Source organism: Psychromonas saccharinae, assembly GCF_051201515.1.
Classification (GTDB): domain Bacteria; phylum Pseudomonadota; class Gammaproteobacteria; order Enterobacterales; family Psychromonadaceae; genus Psychromonas.
Genome location: NZ_CP195153.1, coordinates 3989315 through 4014409, shown reverse-complemented (window position 1 = coordinate 4014409; position 25095 = coordinate 3989315). Strand labels below are relative to the sequence as shown.

The 25095-nt window shown below is 39.3% G+C and carries 18 protein-coding genes, 1 tRNA gene and 3 rRNA genes; 13 read left to right on the top strand and 9 right to left on the bottom strand.

Annotated features, from left to right (window positions below):
- Positions 1 to 7: 7 nt before the first annotated feature.
- Positions 8 to 850, bottom strand: a complete 843-nt coding sequence (gene glpG / locus ACR30L_RS17945) for a rhomboid family intramembrane serine protease GlpG (RefSeq protein ID WP_435235600.1) — start codon at positions 848 to 850, stop codon at positions 8 to 10.
- A 3-nt stretch (positions 851 to 853) separates the two neighbouring features.
- Positions 854 to 1363, bottom strand: coding sequence for a transcription/translation regulatory transformer protein RfaH (gene rfaH / locus ACR30L_RS17940; RefSeq protein ID WP_435235599.1), 510 nt, complete (start codon positions 1361 to 1363; stop codon positions 854 to 856).
- A 237-nt stretch (positions 1364 to 1600) separates the two neighbouring features.
- Here rfaH and ACR30L_RS17935 point away from each other — a divergent pair, with 237 nt between their 5' ends.
- Both ACR30L_RS17935 and galU read left to right on the top strand, forming a co-directional pair.
- Positions 1601 to 2044: a ComEA family DNA-binding protein gene (locus ACR30L_RS17935; protein WP_435235598.1), complete on the top strand. Its 444-nt coding sequence runs from the start codon at positions 1601 to 1603 to the stop codon at positions 2042 to 2044.
- Positions 2045 to 2285: 241 nt separating this feature from the next.
- Positions 2286 to 3113: a UTP--glucose-1-phosphate uridylyltransferase GalU gene (galU, locus tag ACR30L_RS17930; protein ID WP_435235597.1), complete on the top strand. Its 828-nt coding sequence runs from the start codon at positions 2286 to 2288 to the stop codon at positions 3111 to 3113.
- Between the two features lie 12 nt (positions 3114 to 3125).
- Here the strand turns inward: galU and tusA are convergent, their stop codons facing one another.
- The 3 genes from tusA to argE form a co-directional block, all read right to left on the bottom strand.
- Entirely contained in the window at positions 3126 to 3362 is a 237-nt protein-coding gene (tusA, locus tag ACR30L_RS17925; RefSeq protein ID WP_435235596.1) for a sulfurtransferase TusA, read from the bottom strand.
- A gap of 280 nt (positions 3363 to 3642) precedes the next feature.
- Positions 3643 to 6279, bottom strand: a complete 2637-nt coding sequence (gene ppc, locus ACR30L_RS17920) for a phosphoenolpyruvate carboxylase (RefSeq protein ID WP_435235595.1) — start codon at positions 6277 to 6279, stop codon at positions 3643 to 3645.
- Positions 6280 to 6460: 181 nt separating this feature from the next.
- On the bottom strand, positions 6461 to 7606 hold the full coding sequence (gene argE, locus ACR30L_RS17915) for an acetylornithine deacetylase (RefSeq protein ID WP_435235594.1): 1146 nt from the start codon (positions 7604 to 7606) through the stop codon (positions 6461 to 6463).
- Positions 7607 to 7859: 253 nt separating this feature from the next.
- Here argE and argC point away from each other — a divergent pair, with 253 nt between their 5' ends.
- From argC to argH, 5 genes are all read left to right on the top strand, one after another.
- The gene (gene argC / locus ACR30L_RS17910) at positions 7860 to 8870 is read left to right on the top strand and encodes an N-acetyl-gamma-glutamyl-phosphate reductase (protein ID WP_435235593.1); all 1011 of its coding nucleotides are present in this window, start codon (positions 7860 to 7862) and stop codon (positions 8868 to 8870) included.
- Between the two features lie 13 nt (positions 8871 to 8883).
- Positions 8884 to 9666 (top strand): acetylglutamate kinase, encoded by a 783-nt coding sequence (argB, locus tag ACR30L_RS17905; protein WP_435235592.1) that lies wholly within the window; start codon positions 8884 to 8886, stop codon positions 9664 to 9666.
- Positions 9667 to 9676: 10 nt separating this feature from the next.
- Complete coding sequence (locus ACR30L_RS17900; protein WP_435235591.1) at positions 9677 to 10588, top strand: ornithine carbamoyltransferase; 912 nt, start codon at positions 9677 to 9679, stop codon at positions 10586 to 10588.
- 4 nt (positions 10589 to 10592) lie between these two features.
- Positions 10593 to 11798 carry an argininosuccinate synthase gene (locus ACR30L_RS17895; RefSeq protein WP_435235590.1) on the top strand — a complete coding sequence of 402 codons (1206 nt, stop codon included), beginning with the start codon at positions 10593 to 10595 and terminating at the stop codon, positions 11796 to 11798.
- A 315-nt stretch (positions 11799 to 12113) separates the two neighbouring features.
- Positions 12114 to 13994 (top strand): argininosuccinate lyase, encoded by a 1881-nt coding sequence (argH, locus tag ACR30L_RS17890; RefSeq protein WP_435235589.1) that lies wholly within the window; start codon positions 12114 to 12116, stop codon positions 13992 to 13994.
- Between the two features lie 145 nt (positions 13995 to 14139).
- On the opposite strand, the gene ACR30L_RS17885 is transcribed toward argH, so the two are convergent.
- The gene (locus ACR30L_RS17885; RefSeq protein ID WP_435235588.1) at positions 14140 to 14931 is read right to left on the bottom strand and encodes a 2OG-Fe dioxygenase family protein; all 792 of its coding nucleotides are present in this window, start codon (positions 14929 to 14931) and stop codon (positions 14140 to 14142) included.
- A 222-nt stretch (positions 14932 to 15153) separates the two neighbouring features.
- Complete coding sequence (locus ACR30L_RS17880) at positions 15154 to 15699, bottom strand: gamma carbonic anhydrase family protein (RefSeq protein ID WP_435235587.1); 546 nt, start codon at positions 15697 to 15699, stop codon at positions 15154 to 15156.
- A 402-nt stretch (positions 15700 to 16101) separates the two neighbouring features.
- Between ACR30L_RS17880 and ACR30L_RS17875 the strand changes: the two genes are divergently transcribed.
- From ACR30L_RS17875 to ACR30L_RS17855, 5 genes are all read left to right on the top strand, one after another.
- Positions 16102 to 17644 (top strand): 16S ribosomal RNA (locus tag ACR30L_RS17875).
- A gap of 68 nt (positions 17645 to 17712) precedes the next feature.
- A tRNA-Glu gene (locus tag ACR30L_RS17870) sits at positions 17713 to 17788 on the top strand.
- 437 nt (positions 17789 to 18225) lie between these two features.
- A 23S ribosomal RNA gene (locus ACR30L_RS17865) occupies positions 18226 to 21113 on the top strand.
- Positions 21114 to 21241: 128 nt separating this feature from the next.
- Positions 21242 to 21357, top strand: a 5S ribosomal RNA gene (gene rrf / locus ACR30L_RS17860).
- The 16S, 23S and 5S rRNA genes sit together here with 1 tRNA gene alongside, the layout of an rRNA operon.
- A 167-nt stretch (positions 21358 to 21524) precedes the next feature.
- A protein-coding gene (locus ACR30L_RS17855; protein WP_435235586.1) for an IS630 family transposase occupies positions 21525 to 22548 on the top strand; the annotation gives its coding sequence in 2 pieces (ribosomal slippage) (positions 21525 to 21979 and positions 21978 to 22548; 1026 coding nt in all).
- Here ACR30L_RS17855 and ACR30L_RS17850 read toward each other — a convergent pair.
- A protein-coding gene (locus ACR30L_RS17850) for an IS630 family transposase (RefSeq protein WP_435235585.1) occupies positions 22545 to 23574 on the bottom strand; the annotation gives its coding sequence in 2 pieces (ribosomal slippage) (positions 22545 to 23121 and positions 23120 to 23574; 1032 coding nt in all). The two genes, ACR30L_RS17855 and ACR30L_RS17850, sit on opposite strands and share 4 nt — an antisense overlap.
- A gap of 184 nt (positions 23575 to 23758) precedes the next feature.
- Between ACR30L_RS17850 and ACR30L_RS17845 the strand changes: the two genes are divergently transcribed.
- Complete coding sequence (locus ACR30L_RS17845; RefSeq protein ID WP_435235584.1) at positions 23759 to 24373, top strand: YccT family protein; 615 nt, start codon at positions 23759 to 23761, stop codon at positions 24371 to 24373.
- Positions 24374 to 24438: 65 nt separating this feature from the next.
- Here the strand turns inward: ACR30L_RS17845 and rsmD are convergent, their stop codons facing one another.
- The gene (gene rsmD / locus ACR30L_RS17840) at positions 24439 to 25047 is read right to left on the bottom strand and encodes a 16S rRNA (guanine(966)-N(2))-methyltransferase RsmD (RefSeq protein WP_435235583.1); all 609 of its coding nucleotides are present in this window, start codon (positions 25045 to 25047) and stop codon (positions 24439 to 24441) included.
- Between the last annotated feature and the right edge of the window lie 48 nt (positions 25048 to 25095).

The window sequence follows — 25095 nt, the reverse complement described above, 5'->3', positions numbered from 1 at the left end:
TTTCTTATTAACCCTTGGTATGTAATTTTGGGCTGATAAAGGCAAGAAATAGCCCTGCAAGCAATCCAACTAAATGGGCATAATTAGCCACATTAACCGGTAATATATTAACAAAACCTAGTACGAGCCAACCGAGTAAAAAGATAAAATAAGCATTAGGCAATAATACGTTGCCTTGTTTATTTAGTTTTCCAGATAACCAACAATAGCCAACCAATCCATAAACAACACCACTTAACCCTCCGAAATAAGGGCCAACGACATAAAACTGTGCCAGATTAGAAGTGATAGCGGTAAATAAAAATAGTAATACTAAGCGAAGTTTTCCATGGTGCTTTTCAACCGTGCCCGCTAATTCCCACCACCAAAGTAAATTGAAGGTTATATGTAATGCGCTAAAGTGTAAAAAAGCAGGAGTAACAAAACGCCAGCTTTGTGAGTAATCGAAGGGAAGTGATGTAAAAAAAGCAAAGGGAGAATGCATTGGCTCAACAAAGCCAAGACTCGTTAATGCATAAATAATAATACATGCGATGAAAATGCTATGACTGACTAAACCACCACGCGCAATGAAATTAGAAAAAATATTAGAATTTACATAGGCTAACTGCGAATGTTGCTTGCTTGGTGACCCCGTTTCCCAGCTTGCTGATAAATATTTGGTTTCATTTGGGTTTTGTAAAAAAAGGGCAAGTTCTTCTTCGGCTTGCATTTGATCAGTATCTAATTTAATTATTATTAGATAAGTAAATTCATCGTGTTGAATTTCATTCTGAATTTGAATACTGGTTAAATAGTCAGAGAAAGCCTGTGCAACACGTAAATTTTGAAAATGATGAAGTGTGAACATATATTAACTTTCCAGTTTTCGAATATCATTATTACTGAAAGAAACGGTGTTTTCTTGATTGAGCAATTGGAGAAATAGCATTGAGCGTTCAAGCCCATCTTGCTCTTTAAAAATAGCCGTTAACCCTTGAAAAGAGCCATTTAGAATTTCGACTTTGTCTCCTTTTTTTAGGTCAACTTTGTTATCAGCATTGAGATCATTAATGGAATAACAAAGTTTTTCCAAATTTTCGATTAGTGTTTCAGGCACGCTAATAATTTTATTACCAAATTTTACTAGATCATTAACGCCCCGTGTTGAACGAATTTTAGGAAATGCACTATTTTCTTTATCGGTTAAGATAAATAAATAACTCGGGAAAAGTGCTTCTTCGATAACAGTCTTCTTTCCTCTTATTATCTTATTTTTTCGAATTTTGGGAAAAAAAGAGTGAATCCCCTGATTATGTAAATTCTGTTGCGCACGTAATTCTTCTCTACTTTTACAATAGGCAACAAACCACTGTTCACTCATATTTTTTCCTTTGCTACTTTATGACGCTACTATATTGAAAATATTAAATTAACTAAATTATTTTTACAGAGTAAAGCTCTATAATACTTTATTTTCTCCCTATATTTATTCTTATTTCTTGAATATGTCAAAAAACCAACTAACTTTAGAATGTTGCTTAAATGTTAACGTTAGGATGGTTTTTATTCTATTGTTAACATTTAAGATCCCACTTTTATTTTAAAAAAGGATGTTTACATGTTTAATAAATTACTATTTCGTTTAATTTTAACTGCCTCACTTGTTACTTTTGGGACAGTTCAAACTACTTTTGCTGCCGATTCGAAGACACCATCAAGTATTAATACATTAAAATCAACCGCTTCAACTGAAAAGTCAAAACAATCAACGACGGTTAAAAACAAGACAAGCAAAGCGGTGGAAAGTTCTAAAAAATCGATGTCTACGACTAAGAAAAAAACCGTTGCCTCGGCATCGTCGATGAGTAAAAAGATCAATATCAATACAGCGAGTACTGATGATTTAATGTCAATTAAAGGGATAGGAGAAGCTAAAGCAAAGGCGATTGTTGATTACCGTAGAAAGAATGGGAAATTTACGGATCTTGAGCAATTAACTAATGTGAAGGGCATCGGTGATGGTATTTTGAAGAATGCTCAGCCCTATTTAACATTAAAATAGATTGATATTATATCTTGGGAACTGCTTGGCTTCATTACAGTTCCTGTTTTTATGTATCGGTAAATTAAGCTAAGGAAGATAAACAGGTCTTAAGGTTTTAACTTATTAATTTTGTGTTAGAATCTTTGTGTATTTATTATTTTTTGATTTTATATGGCAGATTTATTACGTAAGAAAAATTGCTGTAAATTGAAAATTTTTTGTGTTTTATTCTGATAAATCTAAAAGGAAGTTGAATTTTATGATTAAAAAATGTTTATTTCCCGCTGCAGGTTATGGGACTCGTTTTCTTCCCGCAACTAAGTCTATGCCGAAAGAAATGATGCCGATTGTTAATAAACCATTAATTGAATTTGGTGTCGATGAAGCCTTAGAAGCTGGTATGAATGGGATGTGTATCGTGACTGGGCGAGGAAAGAACTCGTTAACTGACCACTTCGATATTAATTATGAATTAGAGAATGAAATTAGTGGTACACCGAAAGAAGAGAAGCTGAAAGATATTCGTGCCATTATGGACAATGCTTACTTTACCTTTATTCGTCAACGTGAAATGAAAGGACTTGGTCACGCGATTTTAATTGGTAAGAAATTAATTGGCGATCAACCTTTTGCTGTCGTTTTAGCCGATGACCTATGTATTAATGAAGAAGGTGATGGCGTATTAAAGCAAATGGTTGCTTTATATAATCAGTTCCGTTGTACTATTGTTGCCGTTCAAGAAGTACCTGAAGATCAAATCCATAAATATGGTGTGATTAAAGGTGAAATGATTAAAGATGATATTTATCGTGTTGATGACATGGTTGAAAAACCACCTCAAGGAACTGCTCCAAGTAATTTAGCGATTATTGGTCGTTATATTTTAACGCCTGATATCTTTGATATTCTTAAAGAAACGCCTCCTGGTAAAGGTGGCGAAATTCAAATTACGGACGCATTGCTAACTCAAGCCAAGAAAGGTTGTGTGCTCGCTTATAAATTTAAAGGTAAACGTTTTGATTGTGGTAGTGTGCCTGGTTATATCGAAGCAACTAACTACGTCTATGACAATATCTACGAAGATTAAAATGAACTAAGATTAAATACCTTTTCGAATTAAGTATCGATAAGGTGTTTGTTCTACGTTTGCTTCCACTAGCGTATGCTCCATAAATCGGCAAAAGCTAGGTATATCTCTAGTGGTTGCAGGATCATCTGCAATCACATTTAATAACTCACCTTCCTGCATTTTTCTGACTGTTTTACGGACCATCATGACAGGCTCAGGACATCGCAATCCGATTGTATTGAGTTCTTGGCTGCTTTCTTTATCCATTACATCTATATCACTTCTATTGTTATCGTTTTAGTTCGGAGAGCTATTCTAGAGCTATTCTAAAGCTATTTATGATGATGATCTAGTCGAATGCCGATAGCATTCTAATTTTAGTGTTTAGCTTGTTAGATGGGAGTTTTTTATAGGGAAGATGTTGAGATTCCGAACAACGTTAGGAATCTCAGAACAAATATGAATGTTTCGCTTTCAACTATTAGACTTCAATTCAATACATTTCTTAGCAAGAATGACAAATAGCTGAAAGCGTATTGTGTTTAGATTAACCTGTATTACGAAGACCTGCTGCAATACCTGCAATGGTAACCATTAATGATTGATCAATAACAGGACAAATTTCATCGCCATTTTTACGAGAACGACTCAGTAATTCTGCTTGTAGTAAATTAAGCGGATCAACGTAAGGGTTACGGAGTTCAATTGACTCTTTTATCCATGGTTGTTCTTGCATTAATTTATGATCTGGAATTGTTTCTAGTACGGTTTCACGAGTCAGTACAAGATTCTCACGTAAACGTTGTCCTAGTGGCCATAATTCTTTAGGAACGAGGCGCTCTTCATAGAACTTAGTTAACGCTTCATCGGCTTTCAAAAAGACCATTTCAAACATTTCAAGACGCGTTTGGAAGAATGGCCATTTTTGGTACATTTCTCGTATAAGCGGTTTTTTACCTTCATCAAGGTATTGTTTAAGTGGTGTACCTGCACCTAACCATGCAGGTAGCATTAGTCGGTTTTGACTCCAAGCAAAGATCCAAGGAATGGCACGTAAGCTTTCAATCCCACCATTAGGTTTGCGTTTTGATGGTCGACTACCCAATGCTAATTTGCCTAATTCTAGCTCTGGAGTTACGCTTCTGAAATAAGGAACAAATTCAGGCTCTTCACGGACAAATCGACGGTACTCTTCACAAGATTCTTCAGCAAAGCGTTCCATCAAATCACGCCATTCTTGTTTTGGTGCTGGTGGCGGTATTAAATTCGCTTCAAGCACTGCGGCAGTGTAAAGGTTCAAACTTTGAATGGCCACCTTAGGCAAACCAAACTTAAAGCGAATCATTTCACCTTGCTCTGTAACACGCAAACCACCTTTTAATGAACCAGGAGGTTGGGATAGTAAAGCTTGATGTGCCGGTGCGCCACCACGACCAATTGTGCCACCACGTCCGTGGAATAAAACAAGTTTGATATCGTTATCTTCACAAATTTTAACCAGTGCTTCCTGCGCAGTATATTGTGCCCAGTTAGCTGCCATTACACCTGCATCTTTGGCAGAATCAGAATAACCTATCATCACATGTTGTTCGCCACCGATATAGCCTCGGTACCAATCAACAGCCAATAAACGTTTCATTACTTTTGCCGCATTATTTAAGTCGTCTAGTGTTTCAAATAATGGTGCAACGGGAATGCGATTAAAGCAGCCTGTTTTCTTTAATAATAATTGAACCGATAAAACGTCTGAAGCTTGACGGGCCATTGATATAATATAAATGCCGAGCGCTTCTGGATCCGTTTTTGCTATAACACGGAAAGTATCGATTACTTCTTGTGACTCTGCAGATGGCTTCCAAGTATTCGGGATAAGTGGGCGTTTGCTATTTAATTCTTGTAATAAAAATGCTTGTTTATCAGTTTCTTCCCACGCATTGTAATCGCCGATACCAAGGTAGCGTGTTAATTCTGCAATGGTATCGCCATGACGCTCACCGTCTTGACGAATATCGAGTTTGACTAAATTGATACCAAAACAAGCGATGCGGCGTAAAATATCTAAAATCAAGCCATTTGCAATACTGTGCATGCCTGTTTTAATTAACGAGTTGTAACAAAGCTCAAGGGGGGTTTTTAATTGCTCTGTGCTTGTCACGATATCTTTCGCGCTGCTACTTAATCCTTGTAGTGTCGCACTAAGCGCTGTTCGCGTTTCTTTTAGCTCTTCACGCAGTTGACGTAAAATAACTCGGTACGGTGCATCTACACCTTCACCCACAGCTGCTTGCAATTCTGCGGAGCAATTATCCATGGATAATTCTTCCGTTAGTAGTTTGATATCATTGAGATATAAATCTACGGCAACCCAACGACTGGTTAGTAACACTTCTTCAGTTACTTTTGCGGTAACAAATGGATTACCGTCTCTGTCGCCCCCCATCCAAGATGTAAATTTAATGGGAGATGCATCGATAGGTAGTGAGATATCTAACTCTTTTTGTAAACTTTCATCAAGTTGACGAACATATTCAGGCACCGCTTCCCATAAGCTATTTTCAATAAATGCAAAGCCAGCTTTTGCTTCATCAACAGGTGTTGGGCGTACTTTACGAATATCATTGGTATGCCATGCTTGAGTTATTAATTCTTCAAGGCGTCCAAGTAATTTATCACGCTCTTTATCGGATATATCGTGAAGTTCAAGTAATGTTAAACAATCATTGATTGCAGTATGTTTATGAATAAGGGTACGACGAGTCACTTCTGTCGGATGTGCTGTGAGTACCATGTTCATCTGCAGTTCACTGACTGCATGTTGAATTGCTTCTTGACTGAGGTTTTCAGATTTTAAGCGTTGGATTAATTGCGATATGGGATCGGGAGAACAAACACTACGGTCGCAATGACGAGAGATACCATGAAATTGTTCAGCGATATTAGCCAGATTTAAAAAGTGAGTAAATGCTCGTGCAACTGGTAGTAGTTCATCATCGGATAGATTATTAAGTAAGTTAACGAGTGTTTCACCATCGTTTTCATTACCTGCGCGAGATGATTTAGAAAGTTGTCTAATGGTTTCTATTTTATCAAGAAACTCAGCACCTAAATGTTCACTGATACTTTTACCCAGCAGTTGTCCTAATAAGCCAACGTTGCTGCGTAAGTTCGCATATTCTTCTGTCATATATCCTATAATCCTTGTAATAAAATTACATTTATAAATAAAAAGGAATAACTAACTTATCATAACCGGTATAACAATCAATATAGCGTGAATAAAATCTATCCAAATTTATTCTTCTTTATATCAACTGGTAATTTAATTACATAAGTTAATTGCTTTCATGTGTTGTGTATTCTGTAGGCTAGCTGCAGTAGTGTTTTATCATTTTTTCAATAACACTTTTGGTTGGCTTGACGAATGAGAGGTCAAGATATTCGTCTGCTTGATGCGCCTGTGCAATATGTCCAGGGCCTAAAACAATCGTATCACAGCCAAGTTGTTGAATAAAAGGCGCTTCTGTACAGTAGTTCGCACTCTCTGCTGAGTTACCTGTATAGATTTCTGCATTTTCAATTAAATCTGAGTGTAATGGGCATTGGTATGAGGGAATTGGCTCATGTAAATGGTAAACATCAACACTTTTTGGATAACGTTTTTCAATTTCCGATAGTGCTTGCTTAATCATCATGAACAATTCATTTGTTGTCAGACCTGGAATGGGGCGCATATCGATGTGTAATTCACAGCAACCACATATTCTATTAGGGCTATCTCCACCATGAATCGCACCAAAATTAAGGGTTGGATAAGGAACTTTAAAATGCGGGTTAGAGTAGTTGTCTTTGAGTTTTTGTTGTACTTTTTTTAATTCATTAATAACGAGGTACATCACTTCGATTGCATTTAAGCCTGCTTCAGGATCGGAGCTATGACCTGTTCGCCCTGTGATACGAATACCTTCAGACATATTTCCTTTATGCATCACAACAGGAGATAATCCAGTTGGCTCACCTATAATGGCATAATCGGGTTTAAACTTTTTTTGTTGCCCTATTTGTTGCGCGCCAGCCATGCTTGTTTCTTCATCGGCAGTCGCTAAAATACGTAGGGGTTTCTTAAGCTTTGTTAAATCGATCTCTTTTAGTGCTTCAATAATAAATACAAAAAAGCCTTTCATATCGATGGTGCCTAAACCATATAAACGATCGTCTTTTTCAACTACTGTAAAAGGATCTGTTGTCCAAAGCTTCTCGTCATAGGGAACGGTGTCGGTATGTCCTGAAAGTAATAAACCGCCATCACCTTCACCTAAGGTCGCGATTAAGTTATATTTACCAGGCGCATTTTTTACTGCTTCGATTTCATTTTTGAAACCAAGTTGCTCAAGCCACGTAGCCAATTGATTAATGACCTGTAAATTACTTTGATCCCATGACGAGTCGGTTGAACTGATTGATGGGATAGCGATAATATCTTTATATAGGTTTAAAAATGGGGGCAATGACATAGTGCACCTTTAAATAAATCGAGAAAAATTGTGTTGTATATAAAGGAAGAATAGTTTGTTAATAACAATTATCTTTCACAACACAATAGCAGATTAAATGATCAAGTAAATACCTTAAAATAAATATTCATTAATATTGAATAAATAGTCACTTCTGGTTACTATGTGTTTTTGATCGTGAAGTAAAGATCTAGACTACATTTCTTTGCGATTCTTGTCGTTTTTTTAGAGTCAACAAAACAGGAACTTCTTTATGTTAAAAGCCATTGTTGTGGGTGCTAGCGGATATACTGGCGCAGAATTAGCACATTTTCTAACCCGTCATCCCGACATCGAATTGGCTGGTTTATATGTTTCTGAAGGTAGCTTAGATAAGGGTAAAAAGTTATCCAGTCTTTATGGTAACTTACTCGGTGTAGTTGATATGCCATTACAACCACTTGGTAACAGTGGCATTGAAGCGGCCTGTAAAGGTATCGACATTGTTGTTTTAGCAACTGCGCATGAAGTTAGCCACGATCTTGCGCCATTATTTTTAGCGCAAAATACTGTTGTTTTTGATTTATCCGGTGCATTTCGAGTTAATGAAAGTGGTTTTTATGATAAGTTTTATGGTTTTACACATCAACATCCACAATTACTTGAAAAAGCGGTTTATGGTTTAGCTGAATGGAATGCTGAAGCGGTTAAAAATACTGATCTTATTGCAGTGCCTGGGTGTTATACAACCGCATCATTAACAGCTCTAAAGCCTTTGGCTGAAGCGGGTTTAATCAAAGCGGGAACTAAACCGACAATTAATGCGACCAGTGGTGTGAGTGGCGCGGGACGAAAAGCAAGTGTAGTGAGTAGTTTCTGCGAAGTTAGTTTACAACCTTATGGTGTGTTTACCCATCGTCATAAACCTGAAATTGATCAGCATTTGGGATTGCCGGTGGTCTTTACACCACATTTAGGTAGCTTTAAACGCGGAATTTTAGCCAGTATTAATGTGCAACTAAAAGCTGGCGTGACTGCAGAGCAAGTTAATCAAGCTTATCAAGAAGCCTATGCAGATAAACCTATTGTTCGTTTGATGGATGGAACGTTCCCTGCACTTAAAAATGTTGTAGGGACACCTTACTGTGATTTAGGTTGGGCTGTTGAAGGAGAAGACTTGGTTGCATTTAGTGCGATTGATAACCTATTAAAAGGTGCGTCATCACAAGCAATACAATGCATTAATTTGCGTTTTGGTTTTGCTATTACAACGTCACTTTTATAAACAGGATAGAATCATGACAAGCGCATTAAAACCTTTATTGATTAAGCTCGGCGGTGCAGTACTTGAAAATGAGCAGGCATTAACCAATTTATTTTCGGCTTTAACTGCATATCTAAAAGATAAACAACGTCCATTGTTATTAGTACATGGTGGTGGTGTTATTGTTGAAGATGTTTTAAAAAAAATGAACATCGTTAGTCAGAAGAAAAATGGTTTAAGAATTACGCCTTTTGAACAAATTCCCTATGTTGCAGGTGCACTAGCAGGAACATCAAATAAACTTTTGATGGCAAAAGCGTTACAAGCTGGTCTTTCTGCCGTTGGCTTATCGCTTGCAGATGGTTTTAGTTGTAAAGTGACACAAATGGATCCAGATCTTGGCGCGGTTGGTCTTTGTAGTCCAAACAATCCTTCATTAATCAATGGATTACTTGCTGGTGGCCATCTACCTGTTATTTCCTCGATTGGCATTGGTGATGATGGGCGTTTATATAACGTTAATGCAGACCAAGCTGCGATTGCTATTTGTGAGTTAATTGATGCAGAGCTTGTGTTCTTATCCGATGTTGATGGTGTTTGGGACGATAAAAAACAGGTTATTCCTGAATTAGGTACTCAATTAGCAGATAAACTCATTGCTGAGAATGTGATTCAAGATGGCATGGCTGTCAAAGTAAAAGCAGCATTGCAAGCCGCAGAACAATTAGGTTATGTTATGTTGGCAAGTTGGAAAAACCCAGATAATTTAGTGTCATTGCTTGCCGGACAAGCAGTGGGTACAAAAGTAGTTAAGTAGAGAGTTGAATATGGAAAATTTATTAACCGGTTTAGAAATGACTCAGCAAGAAGCACTAGATCTTATTGCACTGGGTAAAGATTTAAAAGCAAACCCGACTAAATATGCACAAGCATTAGCGGGAAAAAGTGTTGTTACGTTATTCGAAAAACAATCGCTACGTACGCGTGTAACGTTTGATATTGGCATTCATAAATTGGGTGGTCATGCTGTATATTTAGACCAAGCGAATGGTGAAATGGGGCAACGTGAAGATGTGAAAGATTTTGCAGCAAATATTTCTCGTTGGGCGGATTGTATTGTGGCACGTGTTTATGACCACAAAACAATATTAGAAATGAACAAGTATTCATCTGTGCCAGTTATTAATTCACTTTGTGATTTGTACCACCCTTGCCAAGCGATGGCTGATTTTATGACGTTATCTCAGAATTATGATGACGTATCGCAAGTTAAACTTGCTTATATCGGTGATGGTAATAATGTGACTCACTCATTATTTATTGCTGGTGCTATTCTAGGCGCTACTGTCACCGCTGTTTGTCCTATTGGTCATAGTCCTGATGCTCAAATTCTAAAAAAAGCGGAAGCATTAGCGGCTAAAAGTGGCGCTACTATTACAGTAACCAACAATATTGAAGATATTAAAGGTTATGACGTTGTTTATGGTGACACTTGGTTATCAATGGGTGACGATACACCACTTGAACAAATTAAAGAAAAATTCATGCCATACCAGATCAATCAAGAATTACTTGATGCAACGGGTATTCAGCATATATTACATTGTCAGCCTGCTCACCGTGGTTTAGATATTACTTCGGATGTAATGGATGGCCCTGCTTCATTGATTTTTGATCAAGCAGAAAATAGAATGCATATTCAAAACGCTATTATGCTTACATTGATGAAAGGAAAATAATCAAATGAGTAAAGTAAAAAAAGTTGTACTCGCTTATTCTGGTGGTTTAGATACGTCAGCAATTATTCCATGGCTGAAAGAAACCTACGATAACTGTGAGATTGTTGCTTTTTGTGCCGATGTAGGTCAAGGCGCTGAAGAGTTAATCGGATTAGAAGAAAAAGCATTGGCTTCAGGTGCATCAGAATGTCATATCGTTGATCTAAAAGAAGCGTTTGTTGCTGATTATATTTATCCAACGATTGCAACGGGTGCAGTGTATGAAGGTACTTACTTATTAGGTACATCAATGGCACGCCCAATTATTGCAAAAGCACAAGTTGAAGTTGCGCTTAAAGTTGGTGCGGATGCTGTTTGTCATGGTTGTACAGGTAAAGGTAACGACCAAATTCGTTTCGAAAGTTGTTTTGCAGCACTTGCTCCTGAGTTAACGGTTATTGCACCTTGGCGTGAATGGAGTATGGTATCTCGCGAAGATTTACTAGACTACCTTGCTGAACGTAATATTAAAACAACGGCAAGTGCGACTAAAATTTATAGTCGCGATGCAAATGCATGGCATATTTCCCACGAAGGTGGTGAGCTTGAAGACCCATGGAATGAGCCTAGTAAAGGTGTTTGGACTTTAACAGTTGATCCTGTAGATGCGCCAAATGAACCAGAATATTTGACAATTAAAGTTGAAAACTCACGTGTTGTTGCTGTTGATGGTGTTGAATTAGCACCTTATGATGCATTGATGTTATTAAACAAAAAAGCAGCAGCACACGGCGTTGGTCGTATTGATATCACTGAAAACCGTACCGTTGGCATGAAATCTCGAGGCTGTTATGAAACACCTGGAGGTACAGTGATGGTGACTGCACTTCGTGGTATTGATGAACTAGTACATGATAAACCTGCACGTAAATGGCGTGATCAAGTTGGTCAGGAATTCGCGCATTTAGTGTATGACGGTCGTTGGTTTACACCATTATGCGGATCGTTACTTGCTGCTTCTGAAGCGCTTGCTAAGGATGTGAATGGCGAGGTTGTCGTAAAAATGTATAAAGGCCAGGTGACTGCAGTTCAAAAACGCTCACCAAATAGCTTATACTCAGAAGAGTTTGCAACCTTTGGCGATGATAATGTATACGATCAAAAGCATGCCGAAGGATTTATCCGTTTGTATTCACTTTCGAGCCGCATTCGTAAGTTGAATAAAGGTTAATAATATTATTTTATTATGGCAGAGCTGTTTATTTTAGGTCGGCTATAAATAAAGATAATTGTTGAATTCCTGTTTGGTTTAATCGCTAAACAGGAATTTTTATTTAAATACATTTTTATAGAAAAAGAATTTATTTAAATAGTAATAAGTTATAACATTCTGCTTAATCAAACAGTTAGAGTTTATATGGTTTAAATCGTGGTAAATTGGTTCGATATAAACGGTTTCATTGATAACTCGCAATCTAGTGGATTGGCATTAACAAAAACTAAATAAGATAATCAACTCAATAAATTGAAGTGACGGAGCATATATATGGCACTATGGGGCGGACGTTTTAGCCAAGCGGCAGACGTAAAATTTAAACTATTTAATGACTCATTAAAATTCGATTACCGTCTTGCAGAACAAGATATTATTGGCTCAATTGCTTGGTCAAAAGCATTAGTCTCTGTGAATGTCCTAACGGTTGATGAACAACAAAGCGTAGAGTCGGCATTAAGCGAATTATTAGTCTCAGTGAAGGCGGCTCCTGAGCAAATATTACAATCCGATGCAGAAGATATTCACTCTTGGGTTGAAACGCAATTAATTCAACGTGTGGGCGATTTAGGTAAAAAGTTACACACGGGTCGTAGCCGTAATGACCAAGTCGCAACAGATTTAAAGCTTTGGTGTAAAAAAACAGCACACGAATTAATCGCCCATTTAGAGACACTCGAAGCAAAGTTTATTGAACTAGCGCGTATTCATCAAGGTGTTGTCTTGCCTGGCTATACGCATTTACAGCGTGCGCAACCTGTTACTTTTTCTCATTGGTGTTTAGCTTACCTTGAAATGTTAGAACGTGATCATAGCCGTTTACTTGGTTGTCTTGAACGTTTAGACACGTGTCCTTTGGGTAGTGGTGCCTTAGCGGGGACGGCTTATGCTATGGATAGAACAGCGTTGGCTCATTCGTTAGGGTTTGCACGTGCAACGCGTAATAGTCTCGATTCTGTTTCTGATCGTGATCATGTCGTTGAATTGATGAGCTGTGCAACATTATCAATGGTGCATTTGTCACGTATGGCTGAGGATCTTATCTTCTATAATAGTGGCGAATCTGCCTTTATTGAAATGTCTGACTTAGTGACCTCTGGTTCTTCGTTAATGCCACAAAAGAAAAACCCCGATGCAATGGAACTTATTCGTGGTAAATCAGGACGTGTTTTTGGTTCATTAGCTGGTATGGTAATGACACTTAAAGCATTACCACTAGCATACAATAAAGATATGCAAGAAGACAAAGAAGGCTTATTTGATGCTTTAGATACTTGGGGCGATTGCATGCAAATGGCTGCAATGGCGTTGACAGATCTAAAAGTAAATAAAGAACGCACCGAAGAAGCTGCTAAAGGTGGTTATTCAAATGCGACAGAGCTTGCTGATTATCTTGTTGCGAAGGGGATTCCATTCCGTGAAGCCCATCATATTGTTGGTGTTGCTGTTGTTAGTGCGATTGAAAAAGGCGTACCGCTTGAAGAATTAACCGTTGCAGAATTTAAAGCGTTTTCAGATGTTATTGAAGATGATGTTTATCCTGTATTAACATTGGAATCAACATTAGCAGCCCGTAAAGCACTTGGTGGTGTATGTCCTAAGCAGGTTGAGTTCGCGCTTACCGAAGCGGAACACAGAATGAGCGAGCGAAACACGTCAGGCATCATTATTAGACCTGCGAATTTGAATGATGTTGATCGTATCGAGTCTATGGTGAATTACTGGGCCGATAATGGTGAAAATCTACCAAGAGATAGAGCGGATTTAGAACAATCAATTTCTGAATTTACGGTAACTGAATTAGATGGAAAAGTGACTGGTTGTGGTTCTGTACATATTTATGACACTGGATTAGCTGAGATACGGTCATTAGGTATTGAGCCTGGTTATGAAAGGCGAGGGCAAGGTAGTGTACTCGTAGAGTTATTAGTAAAGCAGGCTGAGAAATTAACGATTAAACGTTTGTTTGTGCTAACGCGTATGCCGGAATTCTTTATGAAATTAGGCTTTAGTCCTGCAAGTAAAACAACAATGCCTGAAAAAGTATTAAAAGACTGTGCAATGTTTGTAACTCAGCATGCAACGGATGAAAGGGCTTTAGAGTTAAACTATAAGACAAGTATGCTGCTTCATAAAGACATGAGTAATAATTAATAGAGACAGTATATATGTTACCAATCAAGTTATAAAAGATTACCTTGATTGGTAACATAGAGACGAGGTGTATCTGAATAACACCTTTCTATCTTGTTTTAAGGTAAATAAATACTATTTTTATGATTGAGTATTGGCATATTATTTAACCTTCATTGAGTACTACATCTGGAAAGTGTTCACGTAATACTTTATTTTGAAATGGGTCATTAAAACGACTATTAATAATGATAATAAATCGTTCAAAAGGAAGAGACTTATTTAGCGGTTCAATGGATGATACATTATGATAAATTTTATTATCTCGGATATGTATAATATCGCCTGGCGCTAAGATAGCCTCTGTGATTGGATATTTAGCTTGTTTATCCAAACTCAGCGTATTTTTTCCTCCCGTTACATTTTTTCTATTTAACACCAGTACGCTTAGAAATTGACTTCCATCTTGATGAGTGCCTTGGCCCTGCAAAGGATCTAGCAATTGTTCGCCTTTGATACCATTAATCTGCATAAGAATCGGTTCCCCAGGATATATCCCCCAAAGCTCAGCCCATGCTCTTATAAAAGCCTTTACATCTTCGCGTTGTAAAAATGAATGTTCTAATGCGGGGTAGTAACGCAATTTATTTGACATGGTTTTTGCATCATTATAATTTCCACTTTGTGCCATTGGGCAATTAGGTAATGTATTTATCTCACCTGAATCATCAATATAAAGCCACGACATACGTTTCCAACGGGTATCTACATAAGTATCTTTAGGTAAGTGTTGTAAATAGGTTTGCCACTCGGCGAGGTTGATATGTGATGTAATATTTGTTTTGCTCCAGTAACCTTCAGAAAGTTCTTCGGTAACATGTGTATTCCAATAGGATTTGGAAGTTAATGTAGGTGGGGCAATATAAGGGGGATGATAGTTAACTTGTGTATGTGACATTATATTTTCCTCTGCATAGTAATAAGCGACATTGCTTATTCTATTTTTATGGCATAAAAGGAATGAAAATAATAATCTGTTACATTAGTTCAAGCAGGAAAATGTATTTATCGATGAAATGGAAAGGTGTCTCCCTAGTCACTGTTGTTAAAGGGAGCCTAATCAAATCTCACTTAATAAGCATTAACTGAGATTTGATTAGGGGGTAAGTATAAAAAAAGCTTATTTAGCGCTTTCTTTTAGGTATTCATTTTTTAGTTTGACGTAATGTGATGCTGAACGCTTTAGAAATGCAAGCTCATCACTTGTTAATTGTCGCGCAGCTTTAGCTGGAGAGCCAAGATAGAGATAACCAGATTGAAGATGTTTATTGGGAGGTACTAAAGAACCCGCGCCTAAAATGACATCATCATCGATGCGTGCATTGTCTAAAACAATCGCACCCATTCCAATTAAAACACGATCACCAATTTGGCAAGCATGCAACATTGCTTTGTGTCCGACGGTAACATCCTCTCCGATATTTAAAGAATAACCTTCGAGACTCGCTTCACCTTTTCGCGCTACGTGTAAAACACTACCATCTTGAATATTAGTTCGTTTACCAACTCTAATGGCGTTGACGTCGCCACGTAATACGCACATGGGCCAAATATTAACATCATCGGCTAATTCAACATCGCCAATGATTGATGAAAAGGGATCAATATAAACATCTTTGCCGATAGTCGGAAAAGTTTGATTAAAGGGGCGTAATACAGGAAGCATAAAAATCTCATTAAATAGGAAATAAAATTAACTATACGACAATAAGGTGTGTGTAACAAAGATAAACCTGTGGATAACTTGTTTGTAAAGTAGGTATAAAAATTAATTGCAAAAATAACGTTTTTTTCGATAAAAAAGGCTTGCCAATGATCGACGAATCTCTATAATGCGCATCCACAGACACAGGACGTAACGCAAGTTACACAGTGTTTGTAAGCTCTTTAACAATTTAATCAAACAATCTGTGTGCGCATTGATAGTCGATTTCAAAATAGTCCTTCGGGACAAAAATCAATATCAGTGACACACGAATTAATTCATTAATTCAGAATAATAAGAAACATAAGTTTCTAGTTTTAGTCAGTAATATTGAGTCGCAACTTAGGTTGCAAATTAAACTTTAAATTGAAGAGTTTGATCATGGCTCAGATTGAACGCTGGCGGCAGGCTTAACACATGCAAGTCGAACGGTAACATAACTAGCTTGCTAGTTGATGACGAGTGGCGGACGGGTGAGTAATGCTTGGGTATATGCCAATAGGTGGGGGACAACAGTTGGAAACGACTGCTAATACCGCATAATCTCTTCGGAGCAAAGTAGGGGACCTTCGGGCCTTACGCCTATTGATTAGCCCAAGTGGGATTAGCTAGTTGGTAAGGTAATGGCTTACCAAGGCGACGATCCCTAGCTGGTCTTAGAGGATGACCAGCCACACTGGAACTGAGACACGGTCCAGACTCCTACGGGAGGCAGCAGTGGGGAATATTGCACAATGGGGGAAACCCTGATGCAGCCATGCCGCGTGTGTGAAGAAGGCTTTCGGGTTGTAAAGCACTTTCAGCGAGGAGGAAAGGGTAGTAGTTAATAACTGCTATCTGTGACGTTACTCGCAGAAGAAGCACCGGCTAACTCCGTGCCAGCAGCCGCGGTAATACGGAGGGTGCGAGCGTTAATCGGAATTACTGGGCGTAAAGCGCGTGTAGGTGGTTAATTAAGTCAGATGTGAAAGCCCAGGGCTCAACCCTGGAACTGCATTTGAAACTGGTTAACTAGAGTTTTGTAGAGGGTGGTAGAATTTCAGGTGTAGCGGTGAAATGCGTAGAGATCTGAAGGAATACCAGTGGCGAAGGCGGCCACCTGGACAGTAACTGACACTGAGACGCGAAGGCGTGGGGAGCAAACGGGATTAGATACCCCGGTAGTCCACGCAGTAAACGATGTCTATTAGAAGTTTGTGGCTATATGCCGTGGGTTTCAAAGCTAACGCATTAAATAGACCGCCTGGGGAGTACGGCCGCAAGGTTAAAACTCAAATGAATTGACGGGGGCCCGCACAAGCGGTGGAGCATGTGGTTTAATTCGATGCAACGCGAAGAACCTTACCATCCCTTGACATCCAGAGAATCTGTTAGAGATAGTAGAGTGCCTTCGGGAACTCTGAGACAGGTGCTGCATGGCTGTCGTCAGCTCGTGTTGTGAAATGTTGGGTTAAGTCCCGCAACGAGCGCAACCCTTATCCTTAGTTGCCAGCACGTAATGGTGGGAACTCTAGGGAGACTGCCGGTGATAAACCGGAGGAAGGTGGGGACGACGTCAAGTCATCATGGCCCTTACGGGATGGGCTACACACGTGCTACAATGGCAAATACAAAGGGTTGCTAACCTGCGAGGGTATGCGAATCTCATAAAGTTTGTCGTAGTCCGGATCGGAGTCTGCAACTCGACTCCGTGAAGTTGGAATCGCTAGTAATCGTGGATCAGAATGCCACGGTGAATACGTTCCCGGGCCTTGTACACACCGCCCGTCACACCATGGGAGTGGGCTGCACCAGAAGTCATTAGCTTAACCTTTCGGGGATGGCGATGACCACGGTGTGGTTCATGACTGGGGTGAAGTCGTAACAAGGTAGCCCTAGGGGAACCTGGGGCTGGATCACCTCCTTACGTAACGAAACGACTATTAGTGCTCACACAGATTGTTTGATTAGAATGATAAAGTGCAAAAGTTCCGGGTCCCCATCGTCTAGAGGCCTAGGACACCGCCCTTTCACGGCGGTAACAGGGGTTCAAATCCCCTTGGGGATACCACTTTTTATTTGAATAAATAAAAAGATATTTGCTCCGCAAATTCTCTTTCTTGATTCAAGAAAGGAACCACTGTTACACCGGAAATGCACTTTATAAATATTAAGTTAATTAATGTTTATAAAGTGTTTTTTAACACTGCTCTTTAACAATTAGGAAAGCTGATAAAGTTCTTATTTATCAACTACATTACAATTTATTGTGATGTATAGATAAATATAAACGAAATTGTTCTCAATTATTAAAACCAAGGTTTTAGTAATTGTAATCAAGCAAAAATAAAATGTTATTCAAATTGATACTTTGAATAACGTACGTATCTACTCAATCATGTAAATGATTGATAGGTGCACGAAAAACGCAAATGTGTTTTTCATATGTAAAATATGAGAAATCGCAAGCGTCTTGGAAACAACATGCAATGTCTTTAGATATTGTATGGTTAAGTGAATAAGCGTGCACGGTGGATGCCTAGGCAATTAGAGGCGATGAAGGACGTGGTAATCTGCGATAAGTCCAGGGGAGTTGATAACAAACGTTATATCCTGGAATCTCCGAATGGGGCAACCCGGCACTTCGGTGTCATCGCTTAGTGAATACATAGCTAAGCGAAGCGAACGAGGGGAACTGAAACATCTAAGTACCCTTAGGAAAAGAAATCAACCGAGATCCCGAAAGTAGCGGCGAGCGAAATTGGGTCAGCCCTTAAGCTTAGTAAAAGTTAGTGGAATGCTCTGGAAAGTGCAACGGTACAAGGTGATAGTCCTGTACACCAAAACTTCTTCTAAGTGAAATCGAGTAGGTCGGAGCACGAGAAATTCTGACTGAATATGGGGGGACCATCCTCCAAGGCTAAATACTCCTAATTGACCGATAGTGAACCAGTACCGTGAGGGAAAGGCGAAAAGAACCCCTGTGAGGGGAGTGAAATAGAACCTGAAACCGTGTACGTACAAGCAGTAGGAGCGGATTTATTCCGTGACTGCGTACCTTTTGTATAATGGGTCAACGACTTAATTTCAGTAGCAAGGTTAACCATCTAGGGTAGCCGTAGGGAAACCGAGTCTTAACTGGGCGATTAGTTGCTGGGATTAGACCCGAAACTTGGTGATCTAGCCATGAGCAGGTTGAAGGTTGAGTAACATCAACTGGAGGACCGAACCCACTAATGTTGAAAAATTAGGGGATGACTTGTGGCTGGGGGTGAAAGGCCAATCAAACCAAGAGATAGCTGGTTCTCCTCGAAAGCTATTTAGGTAGCGCCTCGTGTATCACTGTTGGGGGTAGAGCACTGTTTGGGCTAGGGGGTCATCCCGACTTACCAACCCCATGCAAACTCCGAATACCAACAAGTGCAATCACGGGAGACACACGGCGGGTGCTAACGTCCGTCGTGGAAAGGGAAACAACCCAGACCGCCAGCTAAGGTCCCAAAGTATATGTTAAGTGGGAAACGATGTGGAAAGGCTCAGACAGCCAGGAGGTTGGCTTAGAAGCAGCCATCCTTTAAAGAAAGCGTAATAGCTCACTGGTCGAGTCGGTCTGCGCGGAAGATTTAACGGGGCTAAACATATCACCGAAGCTGCGGACGCATATTTATATGCGTGGTAGAGGAGCGTTCTGTAAGCCGTCGAAGGGAAAGGTGTAAACCATCCTGGAGGTATCAGAAGTGCGAATGTTGACATGAGTAACGATAAGGGGGGTGAAAAACCTCCCCGCCGGAAGACCAAGGGTTCCTGTCCAACGTTAATCGGGGCAGGGTGAGTCGACCCCTAAGGCGAGGCCGAAAGGCGTAGTCGATGGGAAACGGGTTAATATTCCCGTACCCTTATATTTTGCGATGGGAGGACGGAGAAGGCTAGGTGGGCCTGGCGATGGTTGTCCAGGTTCAAGTGCGTAGGCAGGTGTTTTAGGTAAATCCGGAACACTATATGCTGAGACACGATGTCGAGTCACTACGGTGATGAAGTCATTGATGCCATACTTCCAGGAAAAGTCTCTAAGCTTCAGAAATATAAGGATCGTACCCCAAACCGACACAGGTGGTCAGGTAGAGAATACCAAGGCGCTTGAGAGAACTCGGGTGAAGGAACTAGGCAAAATGGTACCGTAACTTCGGGAGAAGGTACGCCGATGGAGGTGATGAGATTTACTCTCTAAGCCCCTGTCGGCCGAAGATACCAGATGGCTGCAACTGTTTATTAAAAACACAGCACTGTGCAAAATCGCAAGATGACGTATACGGTGTGACGCCTGCCCGGTGCCGGAAGGTTAATTGATGGGGTTAGACTTAGGTCGAAGCTCTTGATCGAAGCCCCGGTAAACGGCGGCCGTAACTATAACGGTCCTAAGGTAGCGAAATTCCTTGTCGGGTAAGTTCCGACCTGCACGAATGGCGTAATGATGGCCATGCTGTCTCCACCCGAGACTCAGTGAAGTTGAAATCGCTGTGAAGATGCAGTGTACCCGCGGCTAGACGGAAAGACCCCGTGAACCTTTACTACAGCTTAGCAGTGAACTTAGAGCCTACATGTGTAGGATAGGTGGGAGGCTTTGAAACGTTGTCGCCAGATGACGTGGAGCCAACCTTGAAATACCACCCTTGTATGTTTTGAGTTCTAACCATGGCCCCTGAATCGGGGTTTGGGACACTGTTTGGTGGGTAGTTTGACTGGGGCGGTCTCCTCCCAAAGAGTAACGGAGGAGTACGAAGGTTGGCTAATCACGGTCGGACATCGTGAGGTTAGTACAATGGTATAAGCCAGCTTAACTGCGAGACAGACACGTCGAGCAGGTACGAAAGTAGGTCATAGTGATCCGGTGGTTCTGAATGGAAGGGCCATCGCTCAACGGATAAAAGGTACTCCGGGGATAACAGGCTGATACCGCCCAAGAGTTCATATCGACGGCGGTGTTTGGCACCTCGATGTCGGCTCATCACATCCTGGGGCTGAAGTCGGTCCCAAGGGTATGGCTGTTCGCCATTTAAAGTGGTACGCGAGCTGGGTTTAGAACGTCGTGAGACAGTTCGGTCCCTATCTGCCGTGGGCGTTTGAGAATTGAGAGGAGCTGCTCCTAGTACGAGAGGACCGGAGTGGACGAACCGCTGGTGTTTGGGTTGTCATGCCAATGGCATTGCCCAGTAGCTACGTTCGGAATCGATAACCGCTGAAAGCATCTAAGCGGGAAGCGAGCCTCAAGATGAGTTCTCACTGGAGATTTAATCTCCCTAAAGGGCCGTTGAAGACTACAACGTTGATAGGCAAGGTGTGTAAGTACGGTAACGTATTGAGCTAACTTGTACTAATTACCCGTGAGGCTTAACCATACAATGTCTAAGTACATTGGTTGGACCAAGTCAACTTAAGAAATAAGCTTGCGAAGCGTATTTTACGAATGCAAAGATTAGATAAATAAAGAACAAGAATCAAACAGCTTTTCTAATTACTTTTTATGCTTGGCGACACTAGCGCTGTGGTCCCACCTGACTCCATGCCGAACTCAGAAGTGAAACGCAGTTGCGCCGATGGTAGTGTGGGGTTTCCCCATGTGAGAGTAGGGCATCGCCAAGCGCCTAATTAAACGAACCCTGTTGACTAACGTCGACAGGGTTTTTTTATGTCTGCTGTTTGTGATATTTCATAGTGGAAGGTAATACCAATTCCATTAATTAACTGGTCAAATTATACCAATTCCGTTAAATATGTGATCTAATTACAGCACTATCAAAGGAGTTTATATGGATCACGATTTTTCTGGGCTAATTAATGCTACATCTAACGCTAGGCAGCGATTAAAACTACTTGCTGTTTCTCACTTTATTGACGGTAAAAGCCGAACCGAAATTGCATCTTTTTTGAAAGTTAGTCGGAGAAGTGTCAATATTTGGATAAAATCTTATCTTGATTTGGGATTGGATGGATTAAAAGTAAAGTCCCGCAGTGGCAGGCCTTCAAAATTAACACCTGAGCAATTAGCACAAATAAAAGCATATGTTGTAGATAATGCCATCAAGCCTGAAGGCGGCCGCCTGCAAGGTAAAGACGTACAGAAATATATAAAAACCTCCTTTGGTATTAGCTATCAAAAAACGAATGTTTACCAGATCCTACATAAGCTAAAACTTAGCTGGATAACCACACGTTCAAAGCACCCCAAACAATCAATTGAAGCCCAAAAATCTTTTAAAAAAATTCAAAATAGAAACGATCCTTAAGATCCCAGGCCATATCCACTTATCTAATGTCTTTATTTGGTTTCAAGATGAAGCAAGATTTGGTCAGCGTAATACCACCACTAAAATTTGGGCTGAAAAAGGAACAAGACCAAGAGCCGTTCAGCAGCAACAATTTGAATATGCTTATCTATTTGGCGCAGTATGCGTTAACACTGGGCAAACTGAGGCACTTGTATTGCCTAACAGTAATAGTGAGGGAATGAGAGAGCATTTAGCTCTCATATCCAAAGCAACACCTAAAGGTAAGCATTCGGTAGTCATTATGGATCAAGCAAGTTGGCATCAAGCCTATTTAGCTGATGAGTTTGATAATCTAACAATCATACATATTCCGCCTTATTCACCAGAATTAAACCCAATAGAACAGGTATGGCGTTGGCTACGACAGAATAAGTTAGCTAATAGGTGTTTTGATAACTATAACGACATTGTTGATCAGTGTTGTAGGGCTTGGAATTGCTTCTGCGAAGATACAGAAGCGGTTAAATCATTATGTTATAGAGACTGGATTAATTTGGGAACTTAATTAACGGAATTGGTATTAATCCACGATCTTAAGCATAGTGACATGACTCTATTAATATCACTTCTAAAGTTATTCCAAGCAATAGTGCACTTCCCTTCAATATCTTCATAATCACTAAAAACACGATTGGCAATTTCATTTTGTCTCATCCATGACCATACTTGCTCGATTGGATTTAATTCAGGAGAATAAGGTGGGATGTGAATAATGCTTAGATTAGCAAATGCTTGATCTAAGTATTCCTGATGCCAGCTGGCACCATCCATTATCACTACAGCATGGCGACCCGCTTCCGTTGCTTTGGAAATAAGCGCTAGATGTTCTTTCATGATTTCCATATTACTAAAAGGAGCAATGATAGCTTCTGTTTTACCATTTGCTGGGCAAACAGCACCAAATAGATAAGCGTAAGTGTATTGTTGTTGCTGTACTACGCGTGGTCTCGTTCCTTTTTCAGCCCATATTCTAGTGGTCGTATTTTGTTGTCCAAAACGCGCCTCATCTTGAAACCAGATATCAACCCGCTCTAACGCAACATGACCTGGGATCTTAAGGATCGTTTTTATTTTGAATTTTTTTAAAATCTTCCTGACGTTCAATTGACTGCTTGGGATGCTTTGAACGTGTAGTTATCCAGCTTAGATTTAATTCGTGTAATAGGTTGTAAATATTGGACTTTTTATACTCAATACCAAACTCAACTAAAATATACTGCTGGACATCTTTTCCTTGGAGTCTGCCACCATCTGCCTTTACAGCCGAAGAAACAACAAACTCTTTCAGTTGAGACAGTTGCTTTTCGCTTAGGCCTTTTGGGCGCCCCGTATGTTTTTTCTCTTTTAACCCTGAAATTCCCTGTGTTAAATAGGTTTGTATCCAACTATTTGCACTCGTTCGACTTACTTTTAAGTATTCAGATATTTGAGTTCTATTTTTACCATCAAGAAAGTGAGATACCGCTAATAAACGAAGTTTTAATCTCGCATCTGAGGTTGAGCTAATCATTTTCGATAATTCTTGAGTCATATTCAGCACCTTTAATGAGTGCTTTATTAGATCATAAAATTAATGGAATTGGTATAAATTTTATTCATTAATTATAACTTCATCACTGTTTCATTAGATTAGCTAATGCGTCTTTAATTTAACTTGATAGAATAAGGTATATGATTGTTTTTATTATTCGTTTTACTGTTTTAAGGAAATATAAATGAGATTCTTAGTTTTGTTCTTATCTTTAGTGTTAATACCAATTAGTCATGCTGCGACGTTAAAGGGGGTAAATGGTGTTGAATTATTAGCTATTGATGGGCAAAAAATTAGTTCGGGTATGCTTAAAAGTAAAGATCTTAATGTGACGAATGGAGAACATCAGGTTGTTGTTCAATTTGCCAAACGTATTAACCAACAAAATATGGTTTATAGCCGTCCAACTATTTTTTCGATTGATGTTGCTGGTGACACTGAAATCAAAGTACGTAATTTCAGAGATGTAAATCAAGCTGAATCTGCTGTTCGGAAAGGGCTTGTTTGGCTAGTTAATAATGATAAAGAAACAATTAAAGTAACTGATGGTGAAGAACTTTTCGAAGAAGGTTTTCAAATTAAACCTGATATTGAGAAACTTATTGCTAAATATAATCAAACTAATGGAATTATGGCGCCTGCTTTAGTCGATAGCAATAAAGTGCAAATTGAAGAAAATACCTTTAAAGGTGAAAATATGCACAATAAAACCCAGCAGCTTATTACTATTTATCAAAAGTCTTCATTAGAAGAGAAAAAAGCATTTAGAATGTGGCTCTTAGAACAAGATATAAAGTAGATTTTACTTAATTGAGTTGCTTATTATTAAGGGCAACTCAATTGTTCATTATCAGAAGGACAATATTAAATTTTTCGTTGGTAAAGTTGATAGCTCACTTGACCGGTTTTTTTCTCTTTTAATAATTGCCAGTTAGTCGGTAAATCAATATCGGTTAATTGTATTTCCATTTCAATGTAGATTATAGCTTGCGGCATTAAATAATTATTTTGTTCTAGGGCCTGGCAGCAAGGAGTTATTAATCCTTTGTTAAAAGGTGGATCAACAAAAACAATATCAAATTGTTGATTTGCTTTTTTTTGTAAATAATCGATGGAGTCTGTCTCAAGTATAATACCATTATCAGCTTTCAATATTGTTAAATTTTCTTTTAATTGAGTGGCGACTTGTTTATCACGTTCTAACAATAATGCTTTATTAGCGAAGCGTGATAGGGCTTCAAATGCTAAACTACCGCTCCCACTAAAACAATCTAGGCAGTTTGAATCGCGGATATCATGCATTAACCAGTTAAATAGTGTTTCTTTGGTACGATCGGTTGTAGGTCGTAAACCTTCTTTGTTTTTAACAGGAAGTTTTTTTCCTCGCCATTTACCTGATATTAAACGGATAAAACCGGTTTTTTCCGTTTTTTTGTTTCTTTCGTGATATTTAGCTTGTTGATTTCTGCCCATATAATTTTTAGTCCGAGAATAAGATGGTAATATAACGGTATTAAGAGT